The organism is Arthrobacter sunyaminii, from assembly GCF_018866305.1.
GTDB lineage: Bacteria > Actinomycetota > Actinomycetes > Actinomycetales > Micrococcaceae > Arthrobacter_B > Arthrobacter_B sunyaminii.
The window spans coordinates 1,822,655-1,844,485 of record NZ_CP076456.1 but is presented as its reverse complement, the minus strand read 5'-3'; the positions used below and the strand labels follow the sequence as shown (position 1 = coordinate 1,844,485).

Here is a 21,831-nt window from a genome sequence, read left to right as displayed (position 1 = left end):
CATGACACCGCACACCCCGCAGCAGCCGCTGCTCGCCATCGACAACCTGAATGTTTCCTTCTCCACCGCGCGGGGCACCATTGACGTTGTCCGTGATGTTTCGCTGGCCCTTGCCCCCGGGAAGGCGCTGGCCCTGGTGGGGGAATCCGGATCCGGCAAAACCGTCACGGCCCGCACCCTCGTGGGACTCAATGCGCCCAACGCCCGGGTATCCGCGGACCGTCTGGACGTGCTCGGGCACGATGCAGCCCGGCTTTCCGAGCGGCAGTGGCGCAGGCTGCGGGGAAAGCACATCGGCTATGTCCTCCAGGATGCCCTCGTGTCCCTGGATCCCCTGCGCACGGTCGGCCGGGAAATCGACGAAGCCCTCCGTGCCCACGGCGTCCATGGACGGGAGGAGCGCCAGGAACGGGTTTTCGCCGCCCTGCGCGCCGCCGGCATCACCGATCCCGAGGTCCGGGCGCGGCAGCGCTCCGGTGAACTCTCCGGCGGGCTGCGGCAGCGCGCGCTGATTGCGCAGGCCACCGTACTTAATCCGCAGCTGGTGATTGCCGATGAACCAACCACCGCGCTGGATGCCACCGTCCAGGCCCAGATCCTCGAACTGCTGGCCGCCCTGAAGGAACAGGGCCGCGGGCTGATCTTCATCTCCCATGATCTTGCCGTGGTTAGCCGGCTCGCCGATGAAATCGCCGTGATGCAGCACGGACGGATAGTCGAGTCGGGGCGGGCGGCGCAAGTGCTGGGCAACCCGCGCCACGAGTACACCCGACAGCTGATCGATGCCGTTCCCTCCGGCCGCGGCAAGGGCACCCGGCTCTCGTCCCTGCCCCGGCAAGTGAAGTCCGCAGGCCCGGTACGGGCCTCGGCTTTCTCCGCGGAGGCTCCGGCGCTCGAAGCCCGCAACCTGGTCAAGGCCTATGTGTCTCCGGACGGCTCCTCCCGCACAGTGGTCAACAATGTCTCCTTTACCCTGCCGGCCGGCAAAACCCTGGGCATCGTGGGCGAGTCCGGATCGGGCAAGTCAACGACGGCGCGCATCGTCCTGGGACTTACGGAGGCGGATGCGGGGACGGTCCGGCTCGGCGGGCTGCCGTGGGCCGGGAACGTCCAGGGGGCACCGGTCACCGAAGAGATGCGGCGTCCGCACCGGCGGGACATCCAGCTGGTGAACCAGGACCCGCTGAGCTCATTTGATCCGCGCTTCAGCGTGGAGCGGGTGATTACCGACGCCTTGGAGGCCGGGGGCACCGGCACGCCCGGTGAACGCCGGGACCGCGCCGCGGAACTGCTCGGTCAGGTTGGGCTGCCCCTGGACCTGATTCGCCGGCAGCCGCTCACCCTCTCCGGCGGGCAGCGCCAGCGCGTGGCCATAGCCCGCGCCTTGGCGCTCCGGCCCCGCGTGCTGCTGCTCGACGAACCGGTATCCGCGCTGGATGTGTCCATCCAGGCCCAGGTCCTGGATCTCCTCGCGGATCTGCAGGAACAGCATGGCCTGAGCTATCTGTTCATCAGTCATGACCTCGGCGTAATCCACCACGTGAGCGACGACGTCCTGGTGATGAAGGACGGCCGTGTCATGGAATCCGGCAGCGCGTCATCGCTTTTCAACTTTCCGACAACCAACTACACCAAGGCCCTGCTCGCTGCCGTGCCCCAGATGCCCCGGCGCCTTTCCGCCACCGATCTGCACGCATGAACCCCGCTATAGACCTCCCCGAAAGGACCCTTTTCATGACCACCGAGATTTTGGCTTCCTCCGCCCGCAGCTATGCGGAACTGGCGGCCCGGTTCCGCCCGCTGTTTGCAGACATCGCCCAGGGTGCAGCCCGGCGGGAGAGCGGACGCATCCTGCTGCACGATGAAGTCCGCCGCCTTGCCGAAGCGGGCTTCACGTCCCTGCGGGTTCCCTCCGGACTCGGCGGCGGAGGCGTGTCCGCCCCGGACTTCTTCCGGCTGCTCATTGAATTGGCGGCGGCGGAATCGAATCTGGCCCAGGCCCTGCGCTGCCACATCGCCTTCGTGGAGGACCTGCTGTATGCCAACAACACGAAGTGGCTGCGCCGGATCGCAGACGGGGCGGTGGTGGGCAATGCCTGGACCGAAAGCGGACCGGTCCCCGTGGGCGGGGTCAGCACCACCATCACGGTGGACGGTGCGGGTTACCGGGTTAACGGCACCAAGTCCTACACGACGGGAAGCCTGTACGCGGACTGGATCCAGACGGGTGCCCGCACAGCCGAGGGCCTGGACGTCATAGCCCTGGTCCGCCGCGATAATCCGGGCGTTGAGGTAATCGATGACTGGGACGGTTTTGGCCAGCGGCTGACCGCCAGCGGAACGTCGGTCTTCACCAATGTGTTCGTTCCCGCTGCGGACGTCATCACGGAGGCGGCGCATCCGCCGTACAGCACCGGTGTATACCAGCTCATCCATGTGGCGACCCTTGCCGGCATAGCCCGTGCGGCACTCGGGGACGTAGTCTCCGAAGTGCGCAAGAGGACCAGGACCTTCAGCAACGGAAACGGCACCCGGCCCAGCGCGGATATCCAGGTGCAGCAGGTGGTGGGGGAAGTATCAGCGCTGGCGTTCTCTGCCGAAACAGCTTCCCTCCGGGTGGCCGAACTGGTGCAGGAAGCCTACGAGGCGCAGCTCCAATCGTCGCCTGCGCTCGCAGACGCCGCGGTCACAGCGGTGGAGTTCGCCTCTTCGCAGGCGCAGATTGTGGTGACCGAGCAGGTCCAGCGGGCAGCTTCCCTTCTCTTCAATGCCCTCGGTGCCTCTTCAACCCGGCAGGAACTGCAGCTGGACCGGCATTGGCGCAATGCCCGGACCATTTCCTCCCACAATCCGGTCATCTACAAGTCACGGATCGTGGGCGACTGGGAAATCAACGGTACGATTCCCGACTTCGTGTGGCGGGCGGGTGAGGCTCCTGCTCCTGCCTCCGCCTCTGCCCGGTGACAAAGGTGCTCCTGCCGGCCCGTCCGGCAGGAGCACCTTTTAGTGCAGCCGGATCAGGGATTTAGGTGCAGCGGCCCGCACTTGTTCCCCCGGGACTCGGCAGAAGGGGTGGGGGTCGGCGTAAAATGGAGGCAGTGCCAGGCTCGCGGATGTGGGCGGCTCCGTCCGTACGGTTCAGCTGCATCCGCGCTTTCAGATTTGTTTGCCGCTACTCTCCCGGTGAACCGTTGAAACAATCGTCCCGCTGACTGGTGACACCGGTTTGGGGCATTGAGCCGGGCCTTCAGCTTCTGCCGGAGGTGCCAATTGTCATTTTCCAAAGGTCAGGTTCTGGTTCATCCCCATCACGGCCCAGCAGTGGTCAGCTCTTTTCAAATCCATCCGCGTCTGCAGAAGGACTGCATGGTCCTGGAAGTGCAGGCCTCCCATCTGATGGTCTGGGTTCCCCTGGATCAGATTGAGCGTGTGGGCCTGCGGCCCGTCCTGGACCAAACCGGTCTGGACACGCTGTTTTCGGTCCTGCGGGGCCCGGCTGACGAGGAGGATCACCAGTGGTCCCGGCGGTTTAAGGACAATACCGAAAAGCTGGCCACGGGCGACCCTCTGGTGATTGCCGCCGTCGTGCGCAATCTGATGCTCCGAAACAACTCGCACGGGCTTTCCCAGGCGGAACGGGAAATGCTGCGCCATGCACGGCAGCCGCTGTTGACGGAAGTGTCGCTGGCGCTTGCTATTACGGAGCAGGCAGCATCGGACATGATTGACGCCGTGTGGTGCGCTGCCACCGAACCTGAGGCGTCCTAAGCCGTATCAGGATTCTTCGGGCCGGAGGCCCGCGGATTCATGATTGTGACGCCGCAGACCAGCCCGCCGATCGATGGGCAGCGTCACAGCTTGCCTCCTCCGGATAGGGGTTTACTCTGCTGCGGCAGTGCCTACAATTAAGAGGATCAGATATTTTCCACAGCGGACCCTCCGATCCCCGTCCCTCCGTCTCTGGTCCATTTTGGTGATTTAAGTGACTGTAGTGCGTACCGATTCCGCCGTCTCAAGGTCCCTAACACCTGTTCATCGGCCTCCGCCGCTTCCTTCCCGCGGTTTGCTCATTGAATGGGATCCCGCGACCTTTCGGCAAACGCTCGAACAATTTGCCGGAGACCGGTCGCTTCCGGTCCCCCATGCTGAAGTCAAAACCGGCTCGCCGTTCCCCTTTAGCCTCCGGGTCCTGGACGCGGATGTTCCGCCTCCGATCATGCTGCACCCGCATTGGGAGCAGGCGCTGACCGGTTTCATACGGGAGCAGGCCCGGGGCGTGCCCCTGAACGCCGGAAACCGCCACTACAAGGACCGCAACCCGAAATGTGAGGTGGCAGTAGCCCTCACTCCCCTGCGGGTGCTTGCCGGAGAACGGAGCATCGAGGAACTTGAGGCCATCGCGTCCGTGCTGGAACTGCCCTGGCTGCGTTCCTACCTTCGCTTCCGCCATGAGACTGCCATCCATTCCGTTCTGCGCATGTCGCCAGACGAAACCAAATCTGCCCTGCGGGAAACAGCCGAGGCGGTGGAGCGATGCCGGTCCGTTGAGGGACCGGCTGCAGAGGCGGTCGCCACAGTGCGCCGCCTGCAGCAGCTCTTCCCGCACGACCGCGGCATACTGCTGGCCATCTGCATGAAACTGATCCAGCTGAATCCCGGGGAGGCAACCGTGATCCCTCCCGGATGCCTGCATACCTATCTGTCCGGCCAGGCTGTGGTGGTTATGGGCATCTCCGATAATGCGTTGCACGCCGCCCTCACCACGGAGCAGGTGGACCTCACCGAATTGCTGCAGCTGATAAGCACCGGACAGCCGCAGCCTTCTGCCCTGCCCGTACTCGAGCTCGGTGACGGCGAGCAGCGCATACCGCTGTGGAGCGACGACCTGGACCTGCGGCGGGTGGTTGTGGGGAAAGATCCAAAGCCCGTCATTGTGGGGCCGTTCAGCGTTGTGCTGGCTGCTATGGATCCCGCCTCCATCACCGTGGAGGAGGTCACGGCTGAAATGCTTCCCGAAACAAAGATCCTGTACGCCGGGGCGCCCGTGACGGCCACCTTCACCGGCCCGTCCCAGGTCTTCGTGGCGTCGGCACTCTAGCTGCGGCGCCCGGCAGACAAACAGCAGAGGGAGGACACCACTGGTGTCCTCCCTCTGCTGTTTGAATTTTGGTGGGTGCCTAGGCTACCGGCACACCAATCTTCATGCCGTGCTTGTTCACCAGCAGGTCGCGTGCACCCTGCACCTGGACCCGGGCTTCTTCCTCATCCCAGCCCAGCTGGGGAGCAAGCAGTTCCGCCAGCTCATTGAGCATCTCCTCGGTCACCAGGCCGCGGAAGGCCAGTGACGTGCGGCGGATCAGGATGTCGGACAGACGGGTGATCTGCTCGTTTTCCACCATGTAGGTGAGCTCACGGGTACTCAGCTCGGGAGTGGAGGCCAGCAGCTGATCTCCACCCTTCGCCAGGAACTCGAGAACATCGGTGGCGCGGGTTCCGTAGCGGGTCAGCAGCACGCGGACGCGGTCGCGGTCGGCAACCTCGCCGGCCGTGCGGTTGACCCACAGTCGCTCTTCCGCTTCGGTGCGCGGGAAGTCCTTGCCGCCGCCGATCTGAAGCTCCGACGTCGTCGTCTTCCGCGGCATGCCCAGTGCGGTCATGGCTTCGGAAGCAAGGTTTTCGGAGAGGGCGCGGAACGTGGTCCACTTGCCGCCCACGAGAGACAGGGTGGTGACGTTCTTGCCGGCGCGGCGGTCCATGCGCTTTTCGATGCGGTAGTCGCGGGACACGAAGCCGGGCTGCGTGTCATCGTGCTTGGGCAGCGGACGGACACCGGAGAAGGTGTACACGATGTGGTCGCGGCGCACGTCGATGGTCGGGAACACATGCGCAACGAGTTCGAAGAAGTACTCGATTTCCTCATCGGTGCAGACCGAGTCCTCGGTGATGTCGGCGTCGATGTCCGTAGTGCCCACCAGCACGCGGTCACCCATCGGGTAGATGAGGACAATGCGGCCGTCGGTGTGCTCGAAGAACAGTTCGCGGCCGTTGCAGGCTTCAAGCAGTTCCGGGTGGTCCAGGACGATGTGTGAGCCCTTGGTGCCGCCCATGAAGGAGGTGCGCTTTCCGAAGGAATCATTGGTTTCGTCCACCCAGGCGCCGGTGGCGTTGATGACGACGTCGGCTTCGAACAGGAATTCTTCGCCCGTCAGTTCGTCGCGCAGCAGCGTTCCGGCGTCCGTGGTGCCCACGGCCGAGACGTAGTTGCTGGCGCGGGACTGCGGATTGGCTTCGAGTCCGTCGCGCAGCACGTCCAGGGTGAGGCGCTCGGGGTTGTGGACCGAGGCGTCGAAGTACGTGGCGGTGTACTTGACGTCGGAACGCAGCTTGGGCAGTTCCTGCAGGGACTTCTTCTTGCCGACAAAGTTGTGGCGCGGAGCCACGCGGCCGCCGCGGGAGAAGAAGTCGTACATCAGCAGGCCGGCTTTGATGAGCACGGCGCCGCGCTCGGTGTGCTTGCCCTGCTTGTGCGTCAGGAAGCGCAGCGGGGCTGCGGTGATGCCTGAGAAGGTGCTGGTGATCGGGATGGTGGTCTGCAGCGGCTTTACATAGTGCGGGGCCAGTCGGAGCAGCGCATTGCGCTCGACGACGGACTCATGCACGAGCCGGAACTCGCCGTTTTCCAGGTAGCGGATGCCGCCGTGGATCATGTGGGATGAGGCACCGGAAGCGCCCTGGCAGTAGTCCCCGCGTTCCACGAGTGCTACGTCCACTCCCTGCAGCGACAGGTCACGGAACGTGCCTACGCCATTGATGCCGCCGCCCACGATCAGCACTGAGGCCCGGGGGCGGTCCTTCAGCTGCTGCACCACCGGACGGACGGCGGTTTTTCCCTTGTTGGGGTTCACGGAATTGTCCACGACTATCTCCAAACGCTTCTGTGGCGGCTTTGCCATATCCATCCATGCTCGAAGCCTGAGGGCTCAGGCATCGAGCCGATGCACAAACGTGCACCCTGACATAATGGATACATGAGGTTCTTTGCGGATTGGGTGGACAACAAGTGAACATTGGTGTCACCAAGCGTTCCGCTGCACGGCACGGGGAGGGTATTACCCCTCAGGCGGAACGCGACCGGGACGCCCTGCGGGCGGCACAGATGTACTACCTGCAGAACCTGACCATGGAAGCCATCGCCCGCGAACTGCGGATCTCGCGCTCCACTGTTTCCCGCCTGCTCTCGCATGCCCGCAGCACCGGACTGGTGGAGATCAAGATCAACAGCGCTGCGGACCGGGCTCCGGCGCTGGAGAAGGAAATCAGCTCCCGCTTCGGAATCCACGCCAAGGTGGTGCCCGTGGTGGAGGGGGTTTCCCCCGCCCAGATTCTGCAGCGTGTTGCCGTTCAAGCCGCCCACCACATCAATCCCCTGATTGATTCGGACGCCATCGTGGGTGTTGCCTGGGGCTCCACGCTCACCGCCGTCAGCCAGCATCTGGGCGTCAAGGACACCCATGACAGCACAGTTGTGCAGATGAATGGTGCCGGCAATTTCCGCACCTCGGGCATCACCTATGCCAGTGAAATCCTGCAGCGTTTTGGCCATGCCTACGGCGCACGCGTGGTGCAGTTCCCGGTGCCCGCGTTCTTCGACCACACGGAGACCAAGGAAGCCATGTGGCGCGAACGTCCCGTGAAGCGCGTGCTGGATCTGCAGGCCCGGATGAACATCGCCATCTTCGGAGTCGGCTCCATGGAGGCGGGTGTTCCAAGCCACGTTTACAACGGCGCCTACCTCGATGAAGAGGATCTGGAGGATCTGATGGCCGAAGGCGTGGTGGGCGACGTAGCCACCATGTTCTACCGCGTGGACGGCACTTGGGACGGCATCAGCCTCAATGCCCGCAGCACCGGCCCGGAGCTGGGCCAGCTGCGGCAGGTCCCGCGCCGCATCTGCGTGGTGGCCGGGGAAGCCAAGACCACCAGCCTGCTGGGGGCGCTGCGCGCCGGTCTGGTGACGGACCTGATCCTGGATGAAAACTCGGCCCGAAGGCTGGCCTCCTGCTGAGCGGATGCGTCTGGCCGGTCCGGTGACAATGGGTCCGGATCCGCCCGGGACTCCAGTGTGCCCGTCAGCGCACAGTGGCCGGCCGCAGCAGCAGCCAGGTTCCGGTGGCGGAGAGCACGACCGCACCGATGGCTGCGGCAGCAAGCCACCAGAGGTGGAAGGCGGCGGCAATTGCTGCCGCCTGGGGCACGAGGATGATTACCGCCACCGCCAGTATGAGGACGACGCCGCCTGCGAGGAGTTGAGGGCCGAGAGCGCCGAAGCGTACCCACGCTGCGGCGAAGACTCCTCCGATGGTAAGTGTGGCAAGTACTCCCAGGAAGACGATCGGCAGCAGGCGCAGTGTGTCGCCGCCGCCGAGGACGTAGATGTCGAAGATGTAGAAGCCGGCAAACCAGTGGTTGGTGGCGATCTCAATCGCATTGAGCGCAGCCAGGATCAGGGCGACGTAGGCGGCGGTGAGTGCGTTCCAGATGATGGTGCCGGCGACGAATGACCGCCTGGATGCCCCGAGAGCCAACGCGAACGGGAACGTTGTTCCAACACTGGCAACGCCGAGATAGCAGAAGAAACCCACCAGTGCGTAGACAATTCCGGGATTGCTCTGGGAGCCCTGGATCCACGCCTCGCTGCCCGGTTGGCTGCCGGAACGCCAGAAGATCAGTGCGGTGAGCACGGAGATGATGGCGACTGACCCGGCGATGGTGAGTGGCACAACGAAGGTTTCCGTCCGCCGGTTGAGGTGGATTTTGACGGTTGAGACGACGGCGCTCATGCGTGTGCCCCTTTCCTGGTGCGAATCGCTTGCGGTGCATCTGCCCCGAATGCTGCGACGAGTTCCTGGAGGGTAGCCGGCGAAACGGTTGCTCCGAGTGTGCGCGCCTGGGTTCGGAGATCGTCATCGGCGGTCCCGCTGACGGTGACCGATTTCAGGTTGCCGACTGTGTGTGAGAGGAGAAGGGCCCTGCCTTCTGAGAGCCGCTCGACAGCGTCTGCGGTCCCGCTCAGGGTAAAGGCAAGGCTGGATGTCTCGTCGCTGTCGCAATCGGCGCGCACCCGGCCCCGGTCAACGATCACTACACGGTCAAAGAGAGCTTCGGATTCTTCGATGAGGTGGGTAGACAGGATGACCGTGCGGGGGTGCTCCGTGTAGTCCCGGAGAAGCATGTTGTGAAAGAACGCCCGGGCTGTGACGTCAAGGCCCAGGTAGGGCTCATCAAGGAGTGTGAGCGGGGCTCGCGAGGCCAGGGCGAGAACAATGGCGACGGCGGAAAGCTGTCCCCGGGAGAATTTCTTGATCGGCGTCCTGTCCGGGATGCGTAATCCCTCCACCAGTTCCGCGGCAATGCCGGCGTTCCAGTTCGGCGCAAATTCGGGGGCGATGCGCAGGACATGGTGCAGCCGGTAGCCGTCGGGATACCGCTGGTTGTCGCGGACAAAGCTGATCTTGGATAGGGCAGCTTCATTCTCAAAGGGGTTCTGTCCAAACACTTCCGCTGTGCCTGAGCTCGGCCGGTCCTGGCCGGCGAGAATGGACATGATGGTCGTTTTGCCGGCACCGTTCCGGCCAAGGAGTCCGCAGATGGCGCCCGGCGGAACGGTGAGCGTGATGTCGTCGAGCGCCTTCGAGTGCCCGAAGGTGCGGCTCATGGAGCGGATGTCGATTGCGTTGGTCATGCCGGATCCTGTTCATCGTCGATCATCGAGTGCAGTTCGGCGGCCGGAATCTCAAGGACCGCGGCTTCGCGAAGAAGCGGCTGCAGGTATTGTTTGCGAAACTCATCGCGCCGCCGGGCAAGGAGGACTTTCCGCGCTCCGGTCGCAACAAACATCCCGATGCCCCGTTTTTTGTAGAGCACGCCCAGATCCACGAGCATGTTCACGCCCTTGCTGGCGGTGGCGGGATTCATTTGGTGGAACATGGCGAAGTCGGTGGCCGAAGGCACAGCGGTCTCTTCGGGATAGGTTCCCGCCACGATGTCGTCGGCAATCCTCACAGCAAGCTGCTGGAAGATCGGACCCTCACCTGTGAACATGACCACACCGTAGTCCATTAGTGGACTAATGGACATAGGTACTGGAAAGTCAGGACTCCAGCATTGCCACGGACCGGTTCCACAACCCCAGTCCCAGCGCTCCGTCCCGGGCCTGGCGGTTAGGGCGCGCCACCTTGCACCGCCGGTAATACTCGCCTGTCGCGTAGTCCTGCCCCGGAACAGCCCCGGCAAGATAGACCAGCGTTCGGGCGCCCTTGTCCGGAGTCAGCACCAGATGCCGCAGGGGTGAATGCCCTGCGCCGGGTGCCACACCGTGCTCCCTTAGGAAATTGGTGGCCACCAGGCCGGGGTGGAAGGTTGTGGAAGTTGCTCCCCGGAGGCGGTAACGGCGGTCAAACTCGCGTGTAAACAGGATCAGTGCGAGTTTGGCTGCCGCATAAGCCCGAAAGGGACGGTACCGCTTTTCCAGCTCCAGATCATCCGGATCGATGCGTCCGAATAAGTTGGCCGCGCTGGAAGTGTTGATCACGGTTCCGCCCGACTCCAGCAGCCGGTCGGTCAGCATTTGGGTGAGCAGGAAGGGCGCCAGGTAGTTCACCTGGAAAGTCCTTTCGTGTCCGTCCTCAGTGATCTGCCGCCTCGAGCCGAACATTGCTCCGGCGTTGTTGGCCAGGACGTCGATGACGCCGCAGCGTGCCAGCAGCTGGAACGCCAGGTTCCGCACAGTGTCCAGCGCGGCGAAATCGGCCACGACGTACTCGCCGCCGGTGTGCCCGGCCACTGCAGCCGTCTTCGACGGCGACCGCCCCACCGCCACCACGCGATGACCCTGCCGGGCCAGCTGTCTGGCGGCGGCAGCACCGATACCGTCGCTGGCACCGGTGATCACGATGGTTTTGCGCATCATGCTCAGGATTCGATCATTGCCACGGACCGGTTCCACAGCCCCAGTGCAAGGGCCCCGTCCCGGGCCTGGCGGTTCGGGCGGGCAACCTTGCACCGCTCAAAGTACTTGCCTGTGGGATAGTCCTCGCCGGGTGTGCCTTCAGCCAGGAACACCAGTGTCCTGGCCCCCTTTTCCGGGCTGGTCAGGAACAGCTTCCCAAGCCGGGTTTGGTAAAGCGCGTGCATGGCGGACCCCCGGACGCCCGAGAAGCCGGAGGCAACGTTGCCCGGATGAAACGCCGTCGAGGTGGCACCGTGGGAACGGTACCGGCGGTCGAATTCCTCGGTGAACAGGATCTGCTCCAGCTTGCTGTTTCCGTAGGCTCTGCGGGGGTTGTAGTTCTTCTCCGACTCCAGGTCATCCAGATCCACCCGGGCGAAGAGCCGGTTCGCGATGCTCGAGGTGTTGATGACGGTCCCCCGTGACTCCAGCAACCGGTCCGTCAGCAGGCGGGTGAGCAGGAACGGGGCCAGATAGTTCACCTGGAACGTCATCTCGTGTCCGTCTCCGGTGACCTGCCGCTCCTTGCCGAAGATGGCACCGGCGTTGTTGGCCAGGACATCGATGCGCGGATAACGCTGCAGCAGCTCCGAGGCCAGGTTCCGCACCTGGTTGAGGTCGGCAAAATCAGCCAGCAGAAATTCGCCGCCTGTGTCCTTCGCAACGGCGGCAGTCTTCTCCCGCGAGCGTCCCACCACCACAACGTGGTGGCCGTCCGCGGCGAGCCTGCGTGCGGCAGCCGCGCCGACGCCGTCGGACCCGCCGGTGATCACGATGGTCTTGGACGCCATGGGCGCCTGCTTTCCTCGAAGTGCCGGGACGGCATCACCCTAGCGGCTAAGGCACCGCAAACGGTAGCCCTGCGCCGGAAGCATCCCCGTTGCTCCCGCACATCCGGACAGGGCCCGGGGTTAGCGGGAATTCCTGCTCCGCCAGAAAGCTGCCATCAGGGCACCGGAAACGTTGTGCCACACCGAGAAGACAGCCGCCGGAAGGGCCGCTTCGGGCGTGAAGTACTGCTTGGCCAGTCCGGCTGCCAGTCCGGAGTTCTGCATGCCCACTTCAATGGCCGTGGTGCGCCGGGAGGCTACGGGTTGGCGGAAGAGCTTCGCCGCGCCGTAGCCCAGGCCCAGTCCGAGGCCGTTGTGCAGGATGACCGCAAGCAGGATCAGCCAGCCTGCGGTGACGATGGCAGCAGCACTTCCGGCCACTACGGCAATCACTACAAACGTGATGGCCAGGACCGAGATCCACGGCAGGACCGGGAGCACACGGTCCACCAGCCGGGGCACTGCGTAGCGGATCACAAGTCCCAGCACCACGGGAATCAGCACAATCTGGACAATGGACAGGGCCATGGAACCGGCGTCAACCGCCATGTACCGTCCGGCCAGCCACAGCGCCAGCAGCGGCGTCAACAGGGGTGCCAGCAGGGTGGACACCGAGGTCATGGCCACCGACAGGGCAACGTTGCCCCTGGCAAGGTAGGTCACCACGTTTGAAGCTGTACCGCCGGGCGCGCACCCTACGAGGATCACGCCGGCTGCCAGTTCAGGACTCAGTTGCAGTGCCCAGGCGATTCCGGCTCCCAGCAGCGGCATGATCACAAACTGGGCGACGACGCCGAGGAGCACAGGCAGGGGCTGCCGTACCACCAGTGCAAAGTCCGGCAGGGTCAGGGTCAGGCCCATGCCGAACATGATGAGCATCAAGCCCGGATTGATAAACGCGGAGAGACCGGTGAAAGGCTCCGGGAAGAAGAGGGCCACCGCTCCCCCGGCAAGGATGAGCAGGGGAAAGACCGTGACCGCCACGCGGGCACTGCGCTCTTCGCCGGTCCGGGTTTGCTGGGGGGCTGGGGTGCCGGTATTCGCAGACATGCCCATATGGTGGCACTGCCGGCGCTGATCCGCTGATTGTGACACGCGGCACCTGCAAAGCTGCGCGGCGACATCGGGAGCGCAAGGCTGGCAAGGGCGTTTTCAGCTTTCTTTGGAACTGTTTATCCCGGCAACGCAAAGGGGGCCGCTGCATCAGCAGCGGCCCCCCGGGTTACCGGCGCACCTGGACGGGCACCGGGAACTGCGGCGGATTACACCGCAGCAAACTCCTTCTCCGCAGCCTTGTCACCAGCCGGATCCGCCGGGGCCGGAGCCTCGTCGACCGGCCAGGCTTCGGTGCGGGGCGGCTTGATCCGGTCGATGATGATGACAACCACCAGGGAAGCAGCACCCCATATGCCAAGGGTCAGCAGGTGGGAGGCAACGGTGTCCCCGCCGAAGTACAGGATGGAACGGATGGACTCCACTGCTGCCGGCATCGGCAGTACCTCGTGCAGGAAACGGAAGATCTCCGGCTCCATGTAGATGGACATCGCGGCCCCGGAGGCCGGAACGCCCAGGAACATCAGGATTCCAATCACCGGAAGAATGGCGAGCATCCCGATCAGGCGTTCAAAGACCGCGGTGAACATGGCAACGCAGAAAATGGCGATGGCTCCAACCGCCCACAGCTGGAAAAAGTGCCCGTCTACGGCGCCAACGAAGACGTCAACGATCACCCACAGGAAGGCAGAGAAGCCTACCGCCCAACCGGCCGCGATCGGCAGGAGCTTGCGAAGCGGACGGCTGGCCGGCTGGGCGGTCGCGCCCACCACAATGATCATGAACCCGGCCATAATCCAGCCCATGGCCAGGTACATGGTGGCCATGCCCATGGAGTCCTGACCCGGCAGCGGGGCAATGTCCTCCTTGATCAGTTCCATCTGCTGGCCGGCGGACACCTGGCCAAACACCTGGCTGACCACCTGCTGCGCGCTCACGCCCGCGGCCTGGTTGGTGAAGAGGGTTGCGGCGGGGTTCTCTGCCGACGGCAGGACGTAGGCTGCGGTGATCTCCCGGTCCCGGACCTGCTCACGGGCCTCATCGGCGGAATCCAGTGCCCGCAGGTCAAAGAGCCCGGACATGTTTTCTTCGAGTCCGGCAACCGCTTGTTCGGCCTGCTCAGTGGTGGCACCGACGACGGCGACCGGCATGTCCCTGGGCGCGGGCTGGTACATGGCGCCCAGCATCATCGTGAGCATCATCGACACCATGACCAGCGGGAAGAATGCCAGGGTGACATAGCGCCAGACCCGGTTCTTCGGGCGCGGCCCGCCGTGCAGCGACGCCACGTTGACGGCCGGCGGCTTGGCATCCGGCTTGCGGCGCCGCTTCAGGGCATCAAGCCCCAGAGTCAGCAGCAGGGAGGCGACGATGCCGATGACCAGTACCAGCAGGTGCCCGGCGGCGCCGTTCCCGTCAAAGTAGAGCACCGATCGAAGCGACTCACCGGTAGCGGCAGCCGGCAGGAAATTGTGCAGGAAGGGGTAGAGGGCGGGCATCGTGTGCACGGACATGCTCATGTTGGACGCCGGCACCCCCAGCACCATGAGGAACAGCATGCCCACCAGCACAGCCATCGGACCGAAGATACGGGTCAGGAACAACTGGACGCTGCCGACGGCGAAGACCGACAGCCAGCAGATGCCCAGAACGGCCGCGGTGTGGCCTTCAACCACACCCATGATCGGGCCGACGACGGTCCACACCAGTGCGGCAATCAGAGCGGACCAGCCTGCGAGCAGAGGAACAAAGCGGCGGAAGCGGAGGAGTTCGGGCGAGTTGGACAGCACCAGGCTCAACGGCATGTAACCGGCAAGCATCAGGGCGGTCGTCATGAACATTGCCCCCAGGCCGGCCATGTCGTTGTCCGGCAGCGGCTTGAGATCCTCGGTCTGCAGGTTCAGCCCCTGGCCGAGCACCTGCGGAGCCAAGAGCGCGGTGACGGTACTGGATTGCGAGGCGCCGGCTGCACCGGCGGTGTACACGGTGGCCGAACCGCCGGACAGCACCACGGCACCTGAAACTTCGCGGTCCAGCACCAGCTGGCGTGCTTCCTCTGCCGATGCCGCCCTCCGAACGTCAACAGCATCCGGGGCGGCGGACTCCAATGCCCCGGTGAACGAATCCGCCTGCTGCGAGGGGCCGCTGACTGCTATGGGCATATTGTGCGGTTCCGGTGAATGCATAGCGGCCAGGTAACCGCCCACCAGCATGGACACCATCAGGAGCGGCATCATGAACATCGCGACGTAGCGCCCGATCTTTTCGGCCTTCGCACGCTTGGCGGCCGCCGCGTCAGACACTTGGCTCTCCGGAGCTTCAACCTCCGTTGCCGGGACGGTGTCCGGCGGGGAGTCAGCGGAGGTCGGGTGGGGATTGGTCAAGAACGTGCTCCTGTAATAGATCAACGAAGTCGGGGCGGGTGCGCCGGGCCGGAGGCGGCCGGACGGGTTAGTGGAACCAACTCGTCAAAATTACGCCAAGTGGCGTAAAATTGATAATCGAGGGAATATCGGCGGAACGGCGTTGAAAGAGGGATCGGCCATGGGGCAGCACGGTGACAAGGCGCGCGAAGCACTGTTGGACGCGGCCGAGGAACTTTTCGCCCGCTTCGGCATAGACGCCGTCTCCAACCGGCGGATCGCCGAACATGCCGGCACCGCCAACCATTCCGCCGTCGCCTACCACTTCGGTGGCCGGGAGGAGCTCATCCGTGCCCTGGTCACCCGGCACACCGCGGACACGAGCCGCCGCCGGGCTGAATTGGCGGCCGGGCTCAATCCAAACCCTGCTCTTCCGGAGCTGCTGGCCTGCCTGATCCTGCCGTGGGTCGAGCACCTGGGGTCGCTGCCGGTGCCGAGCTGGCGGGCACGCTTCGTCTACCAGCTGCGGGCGGTACCGTCCATGCAGGAGGTACTCGCAGGATCTGTCCTTGCCAACCCCTTGACCGAGGACCTGATTGGGCGCCTGGAGGCGGCTACCGGAGAGCTGGCTCCGACCACGCGGTACGGGCGCTCCTGGATCCTGGGCAACATGGTGCTGGGAGTGTCCGCCGAGTACGAGGCACGCATCCAGGACGGGGCGGAAAAGGCCAACTGGACCGGAGTGGGCTACTTCCTCATTGATGCCTCGGCTGGCATGCTCTCCGCACCGGTAACCCATCCGGGTGATTTCCTCACCCAGCCCTCCGCGGTTTATCTGCCCTGAATCACGCCGCAGATCCGGGACGCGCGCGTGCCGCCTCGACGGCGAGCGCCGTTTCCTCTGCCGCCAGGTCCCCGTTGATCGCGGCACCGGCCATCAGGCCGGCGGCGGCCGCCGCCATCACCTGCGCTGATGGTGCGGCAAGGTTGCCCGCTGCGTATACACCGGGCACCGGGGTGGCGCCGGTGAAATCCACCGGAACCGCCGTCCCGAAGACCACCTCACCCATGTACTGATTGGCCGGGACAATCCCCAGCTCCGCGAGATACCCGGCCCGGGCCTGCAGACGGCTAAACACCACCAGGGCATCCCGGTTCACCAGCTCCCCGGCGGCCAGCCGGATACCGGCACCGGCGGCTCCCTCCACGGCAGTGACTTCACCGGTAACCGTCCGGATCCCCCGTGCCGCGAGCTGCTCTGCCTGCGCAGCGTCCGGGGTTCCGGCCGTGTGGAGAAACAGCACCACGTCCGCGCTCCATTGACGCCATAACAGCGCCTGGTGCATTGCCGCTGCGATATCAGTGGCCAGAATACCGATTGCTTTGTCCCGGACCTCCCAGCCGTGGCAGTACGGGCAATGCAGCACTGCCGTGCCCCAGCGTTCCTCGATTCCAGGCAGATCCGGCAGGATGTCTGCCACCCCGGAAGCGGCCAGCACCCGGCGGGCGTGGACCCGCTCTCCGTCAGCCAGCTGCGCCAGGAATCCTCCGTCGGCGCCCCGGGTCACCGAGGTTATCCGACCCGTTCTCACGGTTCCGCCGTAGCTGCGCACCTCATCGCGGCCCGCGCTGTAAAGATCCGCCGGCGCCGCACCCTCCCGGCCAAGATAATTGTGAATGTGGGCCGCCGGCGCATTGCGCGGCTCCCCCGCGTCCACCACCAGCACGGACCTCCGGGCCAGCGCCAGGGCCAGCGCCCCGCTCAGTCCGGCTGCGGCACCGCCAATCACGACGACGTCGAACCGGCCGCCGCTTTCCGCGTTCCTGTCCACCGCTGTATCCATAACCGGAATCTGCCCTTCATCCCTGCGCCGACCGTGCCGGCGACCTTGTCCTTCAAGTCTCCGGCGGGCAGCAGCGGAACGGCAAACAATATTGCCGCCGTGGCAAAATGAGGCACATGGACGACTCTTTGGAAACTGCCCTCGAGGGTGTCGGCGCCAGGCTCCGCTCGCTGCGGACCGACAGACGCTTCACGCTGGCCGGAGTATCAGCAGGCACCGGAATCTCGGTCAGCACCTTGTCCCGACTGGAATCCGGACAGCGGCGGGCCACCCTCGAACTGCTGATGCCCCTGGCCCGGATCTACGGAGTCACCATTGACGAACTTGTCGATGCTCCGGCCACCGGGGACCCGCGGGTGCATATGCGGCCCTTCCGCCGGCACGGGGCAACCATCATTCCGTTGACGGAGCAGGCCGGAGGGATCAGGGCCTACAAATACATCCTTCCGGGCAAGGCCGCCCCGTCCCAGCCGCAGCTCAAGACGCATGAGGGCTATGAGTGGCTCTATGTGCTCAGCGGAAAGCTGAGACTGGTGCTGGGTGAGAAGGAACTGGTCCTGAGCTCCGGGGAAGCCGCCGAATTCAACACCCGTGTGCCGCATTGGATGGACAATGCCACCGGTGACAGCGTCGAGTTCCTCGCCCTGTTCGGACCGCAGGGCGAGCGCGCACATCTGCGCGCCCGCCCTGCGGGAAGCGGCCGGGACCAGAGGTGAGCCCTGTCCGGTCCTGTTTATCGCCGCCCGCGCGGCCTGCTCAGGAGGGCGACGCCGCTGCGACCATCCGTGCGCCCCGCCGGCCCAGCACCTTGTCATAGATCACCGAGAACACCAGTGCCACCACAAGGGCGATGAGAATGATGATGAGCATGCCGATGATTCCGCTTTGCACCCCGGCACTGGCATCGGCGTCGAAGTAGAGGACGGCGCGGTTGGCCATGGTCATTTGGTAGAGCGGCTCCCCGCGCGCAATGAACCGGAAGAATCCGGGCAGCGCTTCCAGCGGCACCACGCCGGTCGCCGAGGGCAGGCCCATAAACACCACGTAAAGCAGGGACAGGACCATGCCTGCGCTGCCGAACACGGCGATCAGCGCGAAGGTCACCGCGGACACCGTCACGATGGAAAGCCACGTGGTCAGGAAGAACAAGCCGCCGTGCGGTATCGGCATTCCGACGGCGGAGGCCACCCACATCATCAGTCCCGCGGTGGGGAGCGCCCCTATGACCACGATGCCCCACTTCACGAGGAAGGTGACCCAGCGGGCAGGGCGCCGCTGGGGTCCAAGGGTGAAACGCGGACCCAGCTCGATCGGCGCCACCCCCAGCCGGGCGTCAAGCAGGAAATGCAGGGCCACGGAACCGCTGACTCCCACCACCATCAACAGCACGGAGTAGAAGAACGCCCCCATCCCCAGGGCAGCACCCTCCGGCGGCGGAGAGTAGACGCTGGTGTTGACGGCAATCGGGTCCGCCAGCAGATCGGCTGAGGTGCCGCCGATCTTCGGGGACACCTGCTGCTCCAGCTCGGAGGGCAGCGCCGTGCCCAGCTGCTCCAGCTCGCGCTCCAGTTCGGCCTGCGCCTGCGCCTGGGCTTCCTCCGCGGATTTTGTGAGCTGCTCCCCCAGCGCGCGGTTGGCCTGTTCCAAGGCGGGATCTATGGCCTCAGTGGCCAGGCTGCTGGCCAGCGGCCCGGCCTGGGGATTGGTGTAGACGGTGACCGTGGGCCGGGACACCTCTTCGGCGCTGAGCGAACCGGAAACCAGTGCAGTGGCATCCGCTGAAAACGACTCGGGAATCACCACTGTCCCGTGGATCTGTCCCTTGCGCATCTGATCCTGGGCCTCGTTCCAGGACAGCTCCCGCAGCTCGATTTTGTCCGAGCTGCCAAATCCCTGCTTCATTTGGTCCGTAATGTTCCAGCCCAGGTCCTCGCGGCCGCCGTCCGGCGTATCGGTTCCCTGGTCCTGGTTCACCACCGCAATGGGGAAGTGCTTCAGATGATCTCCCGGACTGCCGAGCCCGCCAATGTACAGGGCCGTGCCGGCTCCGCCCAGAATCAGGAGCACCAGCAGCGGGAGCAGCCATGTGCGGGGGGAGGCATAGAACCCGATGCCGCGTGAACGGGATTCAGGAGGATTCTGCGATTCATTGGTAACTGTATGAGCTGGCATGGAACGCACCTCCGGAAGGCGGACTGATGCTCAGGCTGAAGTTGTGGTTCAGCCCTGCTTCTTCGAGAGTATCCGCGGCACCGGGACGGCGATACGGTCAGGCGCCGCAGTGGACCTTCCGGGGTCGGATCATCCGTGCAGCCCCTCCAGGCGCACTTTCAGTGCGTCCAGAACCTGCACCTGTCCTTTGACGATTTTGGTGCGTGCCGCGGCCTCATCGAACCAGCCGGCGACGTCGATTTCCGGGTACTCCCGAACAGTGCCCGAGCCTGGCGGCCACTCCAGCTCAAACGTGTTGCTGAGAATCCGCCCCGGGGAAAAATCCGCTTCAGCAACGAAAACCGTAATGGTCTTCTTGGCGGACTGCCGGAAGCTGCCCAGGGATGCGTAGTCTGCAGCCGGTGCCGGCACGCCCATTTCCTCGCCGAATTCGCGCAGCCCCGCAGCAAGCGGCTCCTCACCGGGAAGATACTCGCCCTTCGGAATGGACCAGGCATGCGCATCCTTGCGCGCCCAGTACGGGCCGCCCATATGGCCAAGCCACACTTCCAGCCGACCGGTGACGCCGTCGGACGCCGGGGCACGGCGGTACAGCAGAATGCCTGCACTGTGGATCATGGGCTCATCCTAGGGCTTCCTCCCGGGGCAGTCCTACCGTCCCGAAGACGGTCCGTGCAAGGATCGGCGTATGAACCAGCGCCTGATGCTGCTTGACACCGCATCCTTGTACTTTCGTGCCTTCTACGGAGTGCCGGACACCATCCGGCGAAGTGACGGGACACCGGTCAACGCCGTCCGCGGCCTCCTGGATATGATCACCCGCCTCACCGCCGACTACGGGGCGACGCATTTGATTGCCTGCTGGGATGATGACTGGCGTCCGCAGTGGCGCGTGGACCTGCTGCCGACCTACAAGGCGCACCGGGTGGCCGAGACCGTTGACGATGCCCCCGACGTCGAAACCGTGCCGGATCCGCTCGAGGCGCAGATTCCCATGATCCGGCGCACGCTGGAGCTGGCCGGCGTCGCCGTCGTCGGCGCTCCCGGATATGAGGCCGACGACGTGATCGGCACCTACGCGAGCGGCGCCGATCTGCCCGTGGACGCCGTCACCGGGGACCGGGACCTCTTTCAGGTCATTGACGACGGGCGCGGGGTTCGCGTGATCTACACGGCAAGGGGGATGAAAAACCTCGAGGTGCTGACGGAAGCCTCGATCGTGGCGAAATACCGGGTGCTGCCGCAGCAGTATGCGGACTACGCCACCCTGCGCGGAGACGCCTCGGACGGGCTGCCCGGCGTCGCCGGGATCGGGGAAAAAACAGCGGCATCCCTGCTGGGCGAGTACGGCACGCTGGACGCCCTGCTGGCTGCGGCATCAGACCCGGACAGCGGACTCTCGGCGCCGGTGCGGTCCAAGCTCGCCAAGGCGTCAGAGTATCTGGAGGTTGCGCCCGACGTCGTTCGGGTGGCCCGTGACCTGGACCTGCCCAGGCTGGACGAGGCGGGCGCGGAGCTGGCGCCGATTACCGGCAACGAACGCGCCGAGCTGGAGCGCCTCGGCACGGAATGGAACCTCGGCGGATCCGTGAAACGGCTGCTGGAGGCCTTTAACCGGTTTGCGTAACGGTACCCCTGGCGTGAAGGCCCGTTGCTAGGTGCGCGCCGGCCCTCTGCCCACTTCGGCTTGAACCTCGGCAACTACCTCGCGGTGGCTGCCCAGGGCCTCAAGTTCCTGGGCCAGTTCTTCGAGTTCGGCGCCGCCGGCCATCTGGGCGGTCAGCTGGTCCAAGGTGACGTCCTCTTTGCTGTAATAGCCGATGGAACGCCCGCGCTTGAGCAGCAGGAAGCGGTCCCCCACCGGGTAGGCATGGTGGGGATTGTGGGTAATGAAGATGACGCCGAGTCCGCGGTCACGGGCCTGCAGGATGTAACGCAGGACCACCCCGGACTGCTTGACGCCCAGGGCTGCCGTCGGTTCATCCAGGATCAGCACCTTCGCACCGAAGTGCACGGCACGGGCAATGGCCACGCACTGGCGCTCGCCGCCGGAAAGCTGACCCACCGGCTGCTCCACATCGCGCAGGTCAATGCCCATGGCCTGCAGCTCTTTCCTGGTGATCTCCTTCATCCGCGCAACGTCGAGCCTTTTGAACGGCCCCGAGCCCGTGGTGAGTTCAGAGCCGAGAAAGAAGTTGCGCCAGATCGGCATCAGGGAAACAACAGCCAGGTCCTGGTAGACGGCGGCAATGCCCAGGTCCAGCGCGGAGCGCGGAGACATGAAGTGGCGTTCCGCCCCGAGCGCCGTGAAGGTTCCTTCATCATGCGGGTGCAGTCCGGCAATGATTTTGATCAGCGTCGATTTGCCGGCGCCGTTGTCGCCCAGCACGCAGGTGACCTTGCCGGCATCCACATCCATGGTGACATCGTGCAGCGCAATGATGTTGCCGTAGTGTTTGCCCACCTTGTCGAGCCGCAGCAGATGCTCCGGAGCCGGCAGCCCAGCCTCAGGCACAGCGGCTGCACCGCCGTCGGCGTGGTTTTTCCTGCTGTCCATGTGT

Annotated in this window: 20 protein-coding genes; 8 read left to right on the top strand and 12 right to left on the bottom strand. The window is 64.8% G+C overall.

All coding sequences use genetic code 11. The features are described from left to right. Position 1 precedes the first annotated feature (1 nt). The 4 genes from KG104_RS08175 (at position 2) to KG104_RS08160 (ending at position 5,098) form a co-directional block, all read left to right on the top strand. On the top strand, positions 2–1,699 hold the full coding sequence (locus tag KG104_RS08175) for a dipeptide ABC transporter ATP-binding protein (protein ID WP_207346685.1): 1,698 nt from the start codon (positions 2–4) through the stop codon (positions 1,697–1,699). Positions 1,700–1,734: 35 nt separating this feature from the next. Beyond that, positions 1,735–2,964 carry an acyl-CoA dehydrogenase family protein gene (locus KG104_RS08170; protein WP_207346684.1) on the top strand — a complete coding sequence of 410 codons (1,230 nt, stop codon included), beginning with the start codon at positions 1,735–1,737 and terminating at the stop codon, positions 2,962–2,964. Positions 2,965–3,234: 270 nt separating this feature from the next. After that, positions 3,235–3,768, top strand: a complete 534-nt coding sequence (locus tag KG104_RS08165; RefSeq protein ID WP_104054477.1) for a CarD family transcriptional regulator — start codon at positions 3,235–3,237, stop codon at positions 3,766–3,768. A 214-nt stretch (positions 3,769–3,982) separates the two neighbouring features. Next, the gene (locus KG104_RS08160) at positions 3,983–5,098 is read left to right on the top strand and encodes a type I phosphomannose isomerase catalytic subunit (protein WP_207346683.1); all 1,116 of its coding nucleotides are present in this window, start codon (positions 3,983–3,985) and stop codon (positions 5,096–5,098) included. A 79-nt stretch (positions 5,099–5,177) separates the two neighbouring features. Here KG104_RS08160 and KG104_RS08155 read toward each other — a convergent pair whose 3' ends face one another. After that, the gene (locus tag KG104_RS08155) at positions 5,178–6,953 is read right to left on the bottom strand and encodes a glycerol-3-phosphate dehydrogenase/oxidase (protein WP_207346682.1); all 1,776 of its coding nucleotides are present in this window, start codon (positions 6,951–6,953) and stop codon (positions 5,178–5,180) included. Positions 6,954–7,066: 113 nt separating this feature from the next. On the opposite strand from KG104_RS08155, the gene KG104_RS08150 reads away from it, so the two are divergent. Beyond that, complete coding sequence (locus KG104_RS08150; protein ID WP_372434100.1) at positions 7,067–8,065, top strand: sugar-binding transcriptional regulator; 999 nt, start codon at positions 7,067–7,069, stop codon at positions 8,063–8,065. Positions 8,066–8,129: 64 nt separating this feature from the next. Here KG104_RS08150 and KG104_RS08145 read toward each other — a convergent pair whose 3' ends face one another. The 7 genes from KG104_RS08145 to KG104_RS08115 all read right to left on the bottom strand — a co-directional run bounded on the left by KG104_RS08145 (position 8,130) and on the right by KG104_RS08115 (position 15,275). After that, a complete protein-coding gene (locus KG104_RS08145) occupies positions 8,130–8,840 on the bottom strand; it encodes a hypothetical protein (RefSeq protein WP_104054479.1) in 711 nt (236 codons plus the stop codon). Further along, positions 8,837–9,742, bottom strand: a complete 906-nt coding sequence (locus KG104_RS08140) for an ABC transporter ATP-binding protein (RefSeq protein WP_207346681.1) — start codon at positions 9,740–9,742, stop codon at positions 8,837–8,839. Before KG104_RS08140 ends, KG104_RS08145 begins: the two co-directional genes overlap by 4 nt. Continuing rightward, the gene (locus KG104_RS08135; protein ID WP_104054855.1) at positions 9,739–10,101 is read right to left on the bottom strand and encodes a GntR family transcriptional regulator; all 363 of its coding nucleotides are present in this window, start codon (positions 10,099–10,101) and stop codon (positions 9,739–9,741) included. Before KG104_RS08135 ends, KG104_RS08140 begins: the two co-directional genes overlap by 4 nt. Positions 10,102–10,150: 49 nt before the next feature. Further along, the gene (locus tag KG104_RS08130) at positions 10,151–10,969 is read right to left on the bottom strand and encodes an SDR family NAD(P)-dependent oxidoreductase (protein ID WP_207346680.1); all 819 of its coding nucleotides are present in this window, start codon (positions 10,967–10,969) and stop codon (positions 10,151–10,153) included. 2 nt (positions 10,970–10,971) lie between these two features. Next, a complete protein-coding gene (locus KG104_RS08125; protein ID WP_207346679.1) occupies positions 10,972–11,799 on the bottom strand; it encodes an SDR family NAD(P)-dependent oxidoreductase in 828 nt (275 codons plus the stop codon). A gap of 120 nt (positions 11,800–11,919) precedes the next feature. Continuing rightward, positions 11,920–12,888, bottom strand: a complete 969-nt coding sequence (locus KG104_RS08120) for a bile acid:sodium symporter family protein (protein ID WP_207346678.1) — start codon at positions 12,886–12,888, stop codon at positions 11,920–11,922. 212 nt (positions 12,889–13,100) lie between these two features. Further along, a complete protein-coding gene (locus KG104_RS08115; protein ID WP_207346677.1) occupies positions 13,101–15,275 on the bottom strand; it encodes an ABC transporter permease in 2,175 nt (724 codons plus the stop codon). Between the two features lie 160 nt (positions 15,276–15,435). On the opposite strand from KG104_RS08115, the gene KG104_RS08110 reads away from it, so the two are divergent. Beyond that, the gene (locus KG104_RS08110) at positions 15,436–16,098 is read left to right on the top strand and encodes a TetR/AcrR family transcriptional regulator (protein WP_207346676.1); all 663 of its coding nucleotides are present in this window, start codon (positions 15,436–15,438) and stop codon (positions 16,096–16,098) included. A 1-nt stretch (position 16,099) separates the two neighbouring features. Here the strand turns inward: KG104_RS08110 and KG104_RS08105 are convergent, their stop codons facing one another. Then, complete coding sequence (locus tag KG104_RS08105; protein WP_207346675.1) at positions 16,100–17,098, bottom strand: NAD(P)/FAD-dependent oxidoreductase; 999 nt, start codon at positions 17,096–17,098, stop codon at positions 16,100–16,102. Positions 17,099–17,214: 116 nt separating this feature from the next. Here KG104_RS08105 and KG104_RS08100 point away from each other — a divergent pair, with 116 nt between their 5' ends. Continuing rightward, complete coding sequence (locus KG104_RS08100) at positions 17,215–17,814, top strand: helix-turn-helix domain-containing protein (protein WP_104054486.1); 600 nt, start codon at positions 17,215–17,217, stop codon at positions 17,812–17,814. 40 nt (positions 17,815–17,854) lie between these two features. On the opposite strand, the gene KG104_RS08095 is transcribed toward KG104_RS08100, so the two are convergent. Next, positions 17,855–19,270, bottom strand: a complete 1,416-nt coding sequence (locus tag KG104_RS08095) for a YhgE/Pip domain-containing protein (RefSeq protein ID WP_207346674.1) — start codon at positions 19,268–19,270, stop codon at positions 17,855–17,857. 129 nt (positions 19,271–19,399) lie between these two features. Next, positions 19,400–19,888 (bottom strand): NUDIX hydrolase, encoded by a 489-nt coding sequence (locus tag KG104_RS08090; RefSeq protein WP_207346673.1) that lies wholly within the window; start codon positions 19,886–19,888, stop codon positions 19,400–19,402. 70 nt (positions 19,889–19,958) lie between these two features. Here KG104_RS08090 and KG104_RS08085 point away from each other — a divergent pair, with 70 nt between their 5' ends. Beyond that, positions 19,959–20,897 (top strand): 5'-3' exonuclease, encoded by a 939-nt coding sequence (locus KG104_RS08085; RefSeq protein ID WP_207346672.1) that lies wholly within the window; start codon positions 19,959–19,961, stop codon positions 20,895–20,897. Between the two features lie 27 nt (positions 20,898–20,924). Here the strand turns inward: KG104_RS08085 and KG104_RS08080 are convergent, their stop codons facing one another. After that, complete coding sequence (locus KG104_RS08080) at positions 20,925–21,827, bottom strand: ATP-binding cassette domain-containing protein (protein ID WP_104054490.1); 903 nt, start codon at positions 21,825–21,827, stop codon at positions 20,925–20,927. Positions 21,828–21,831: the final 4 nt, after the last annotated feature.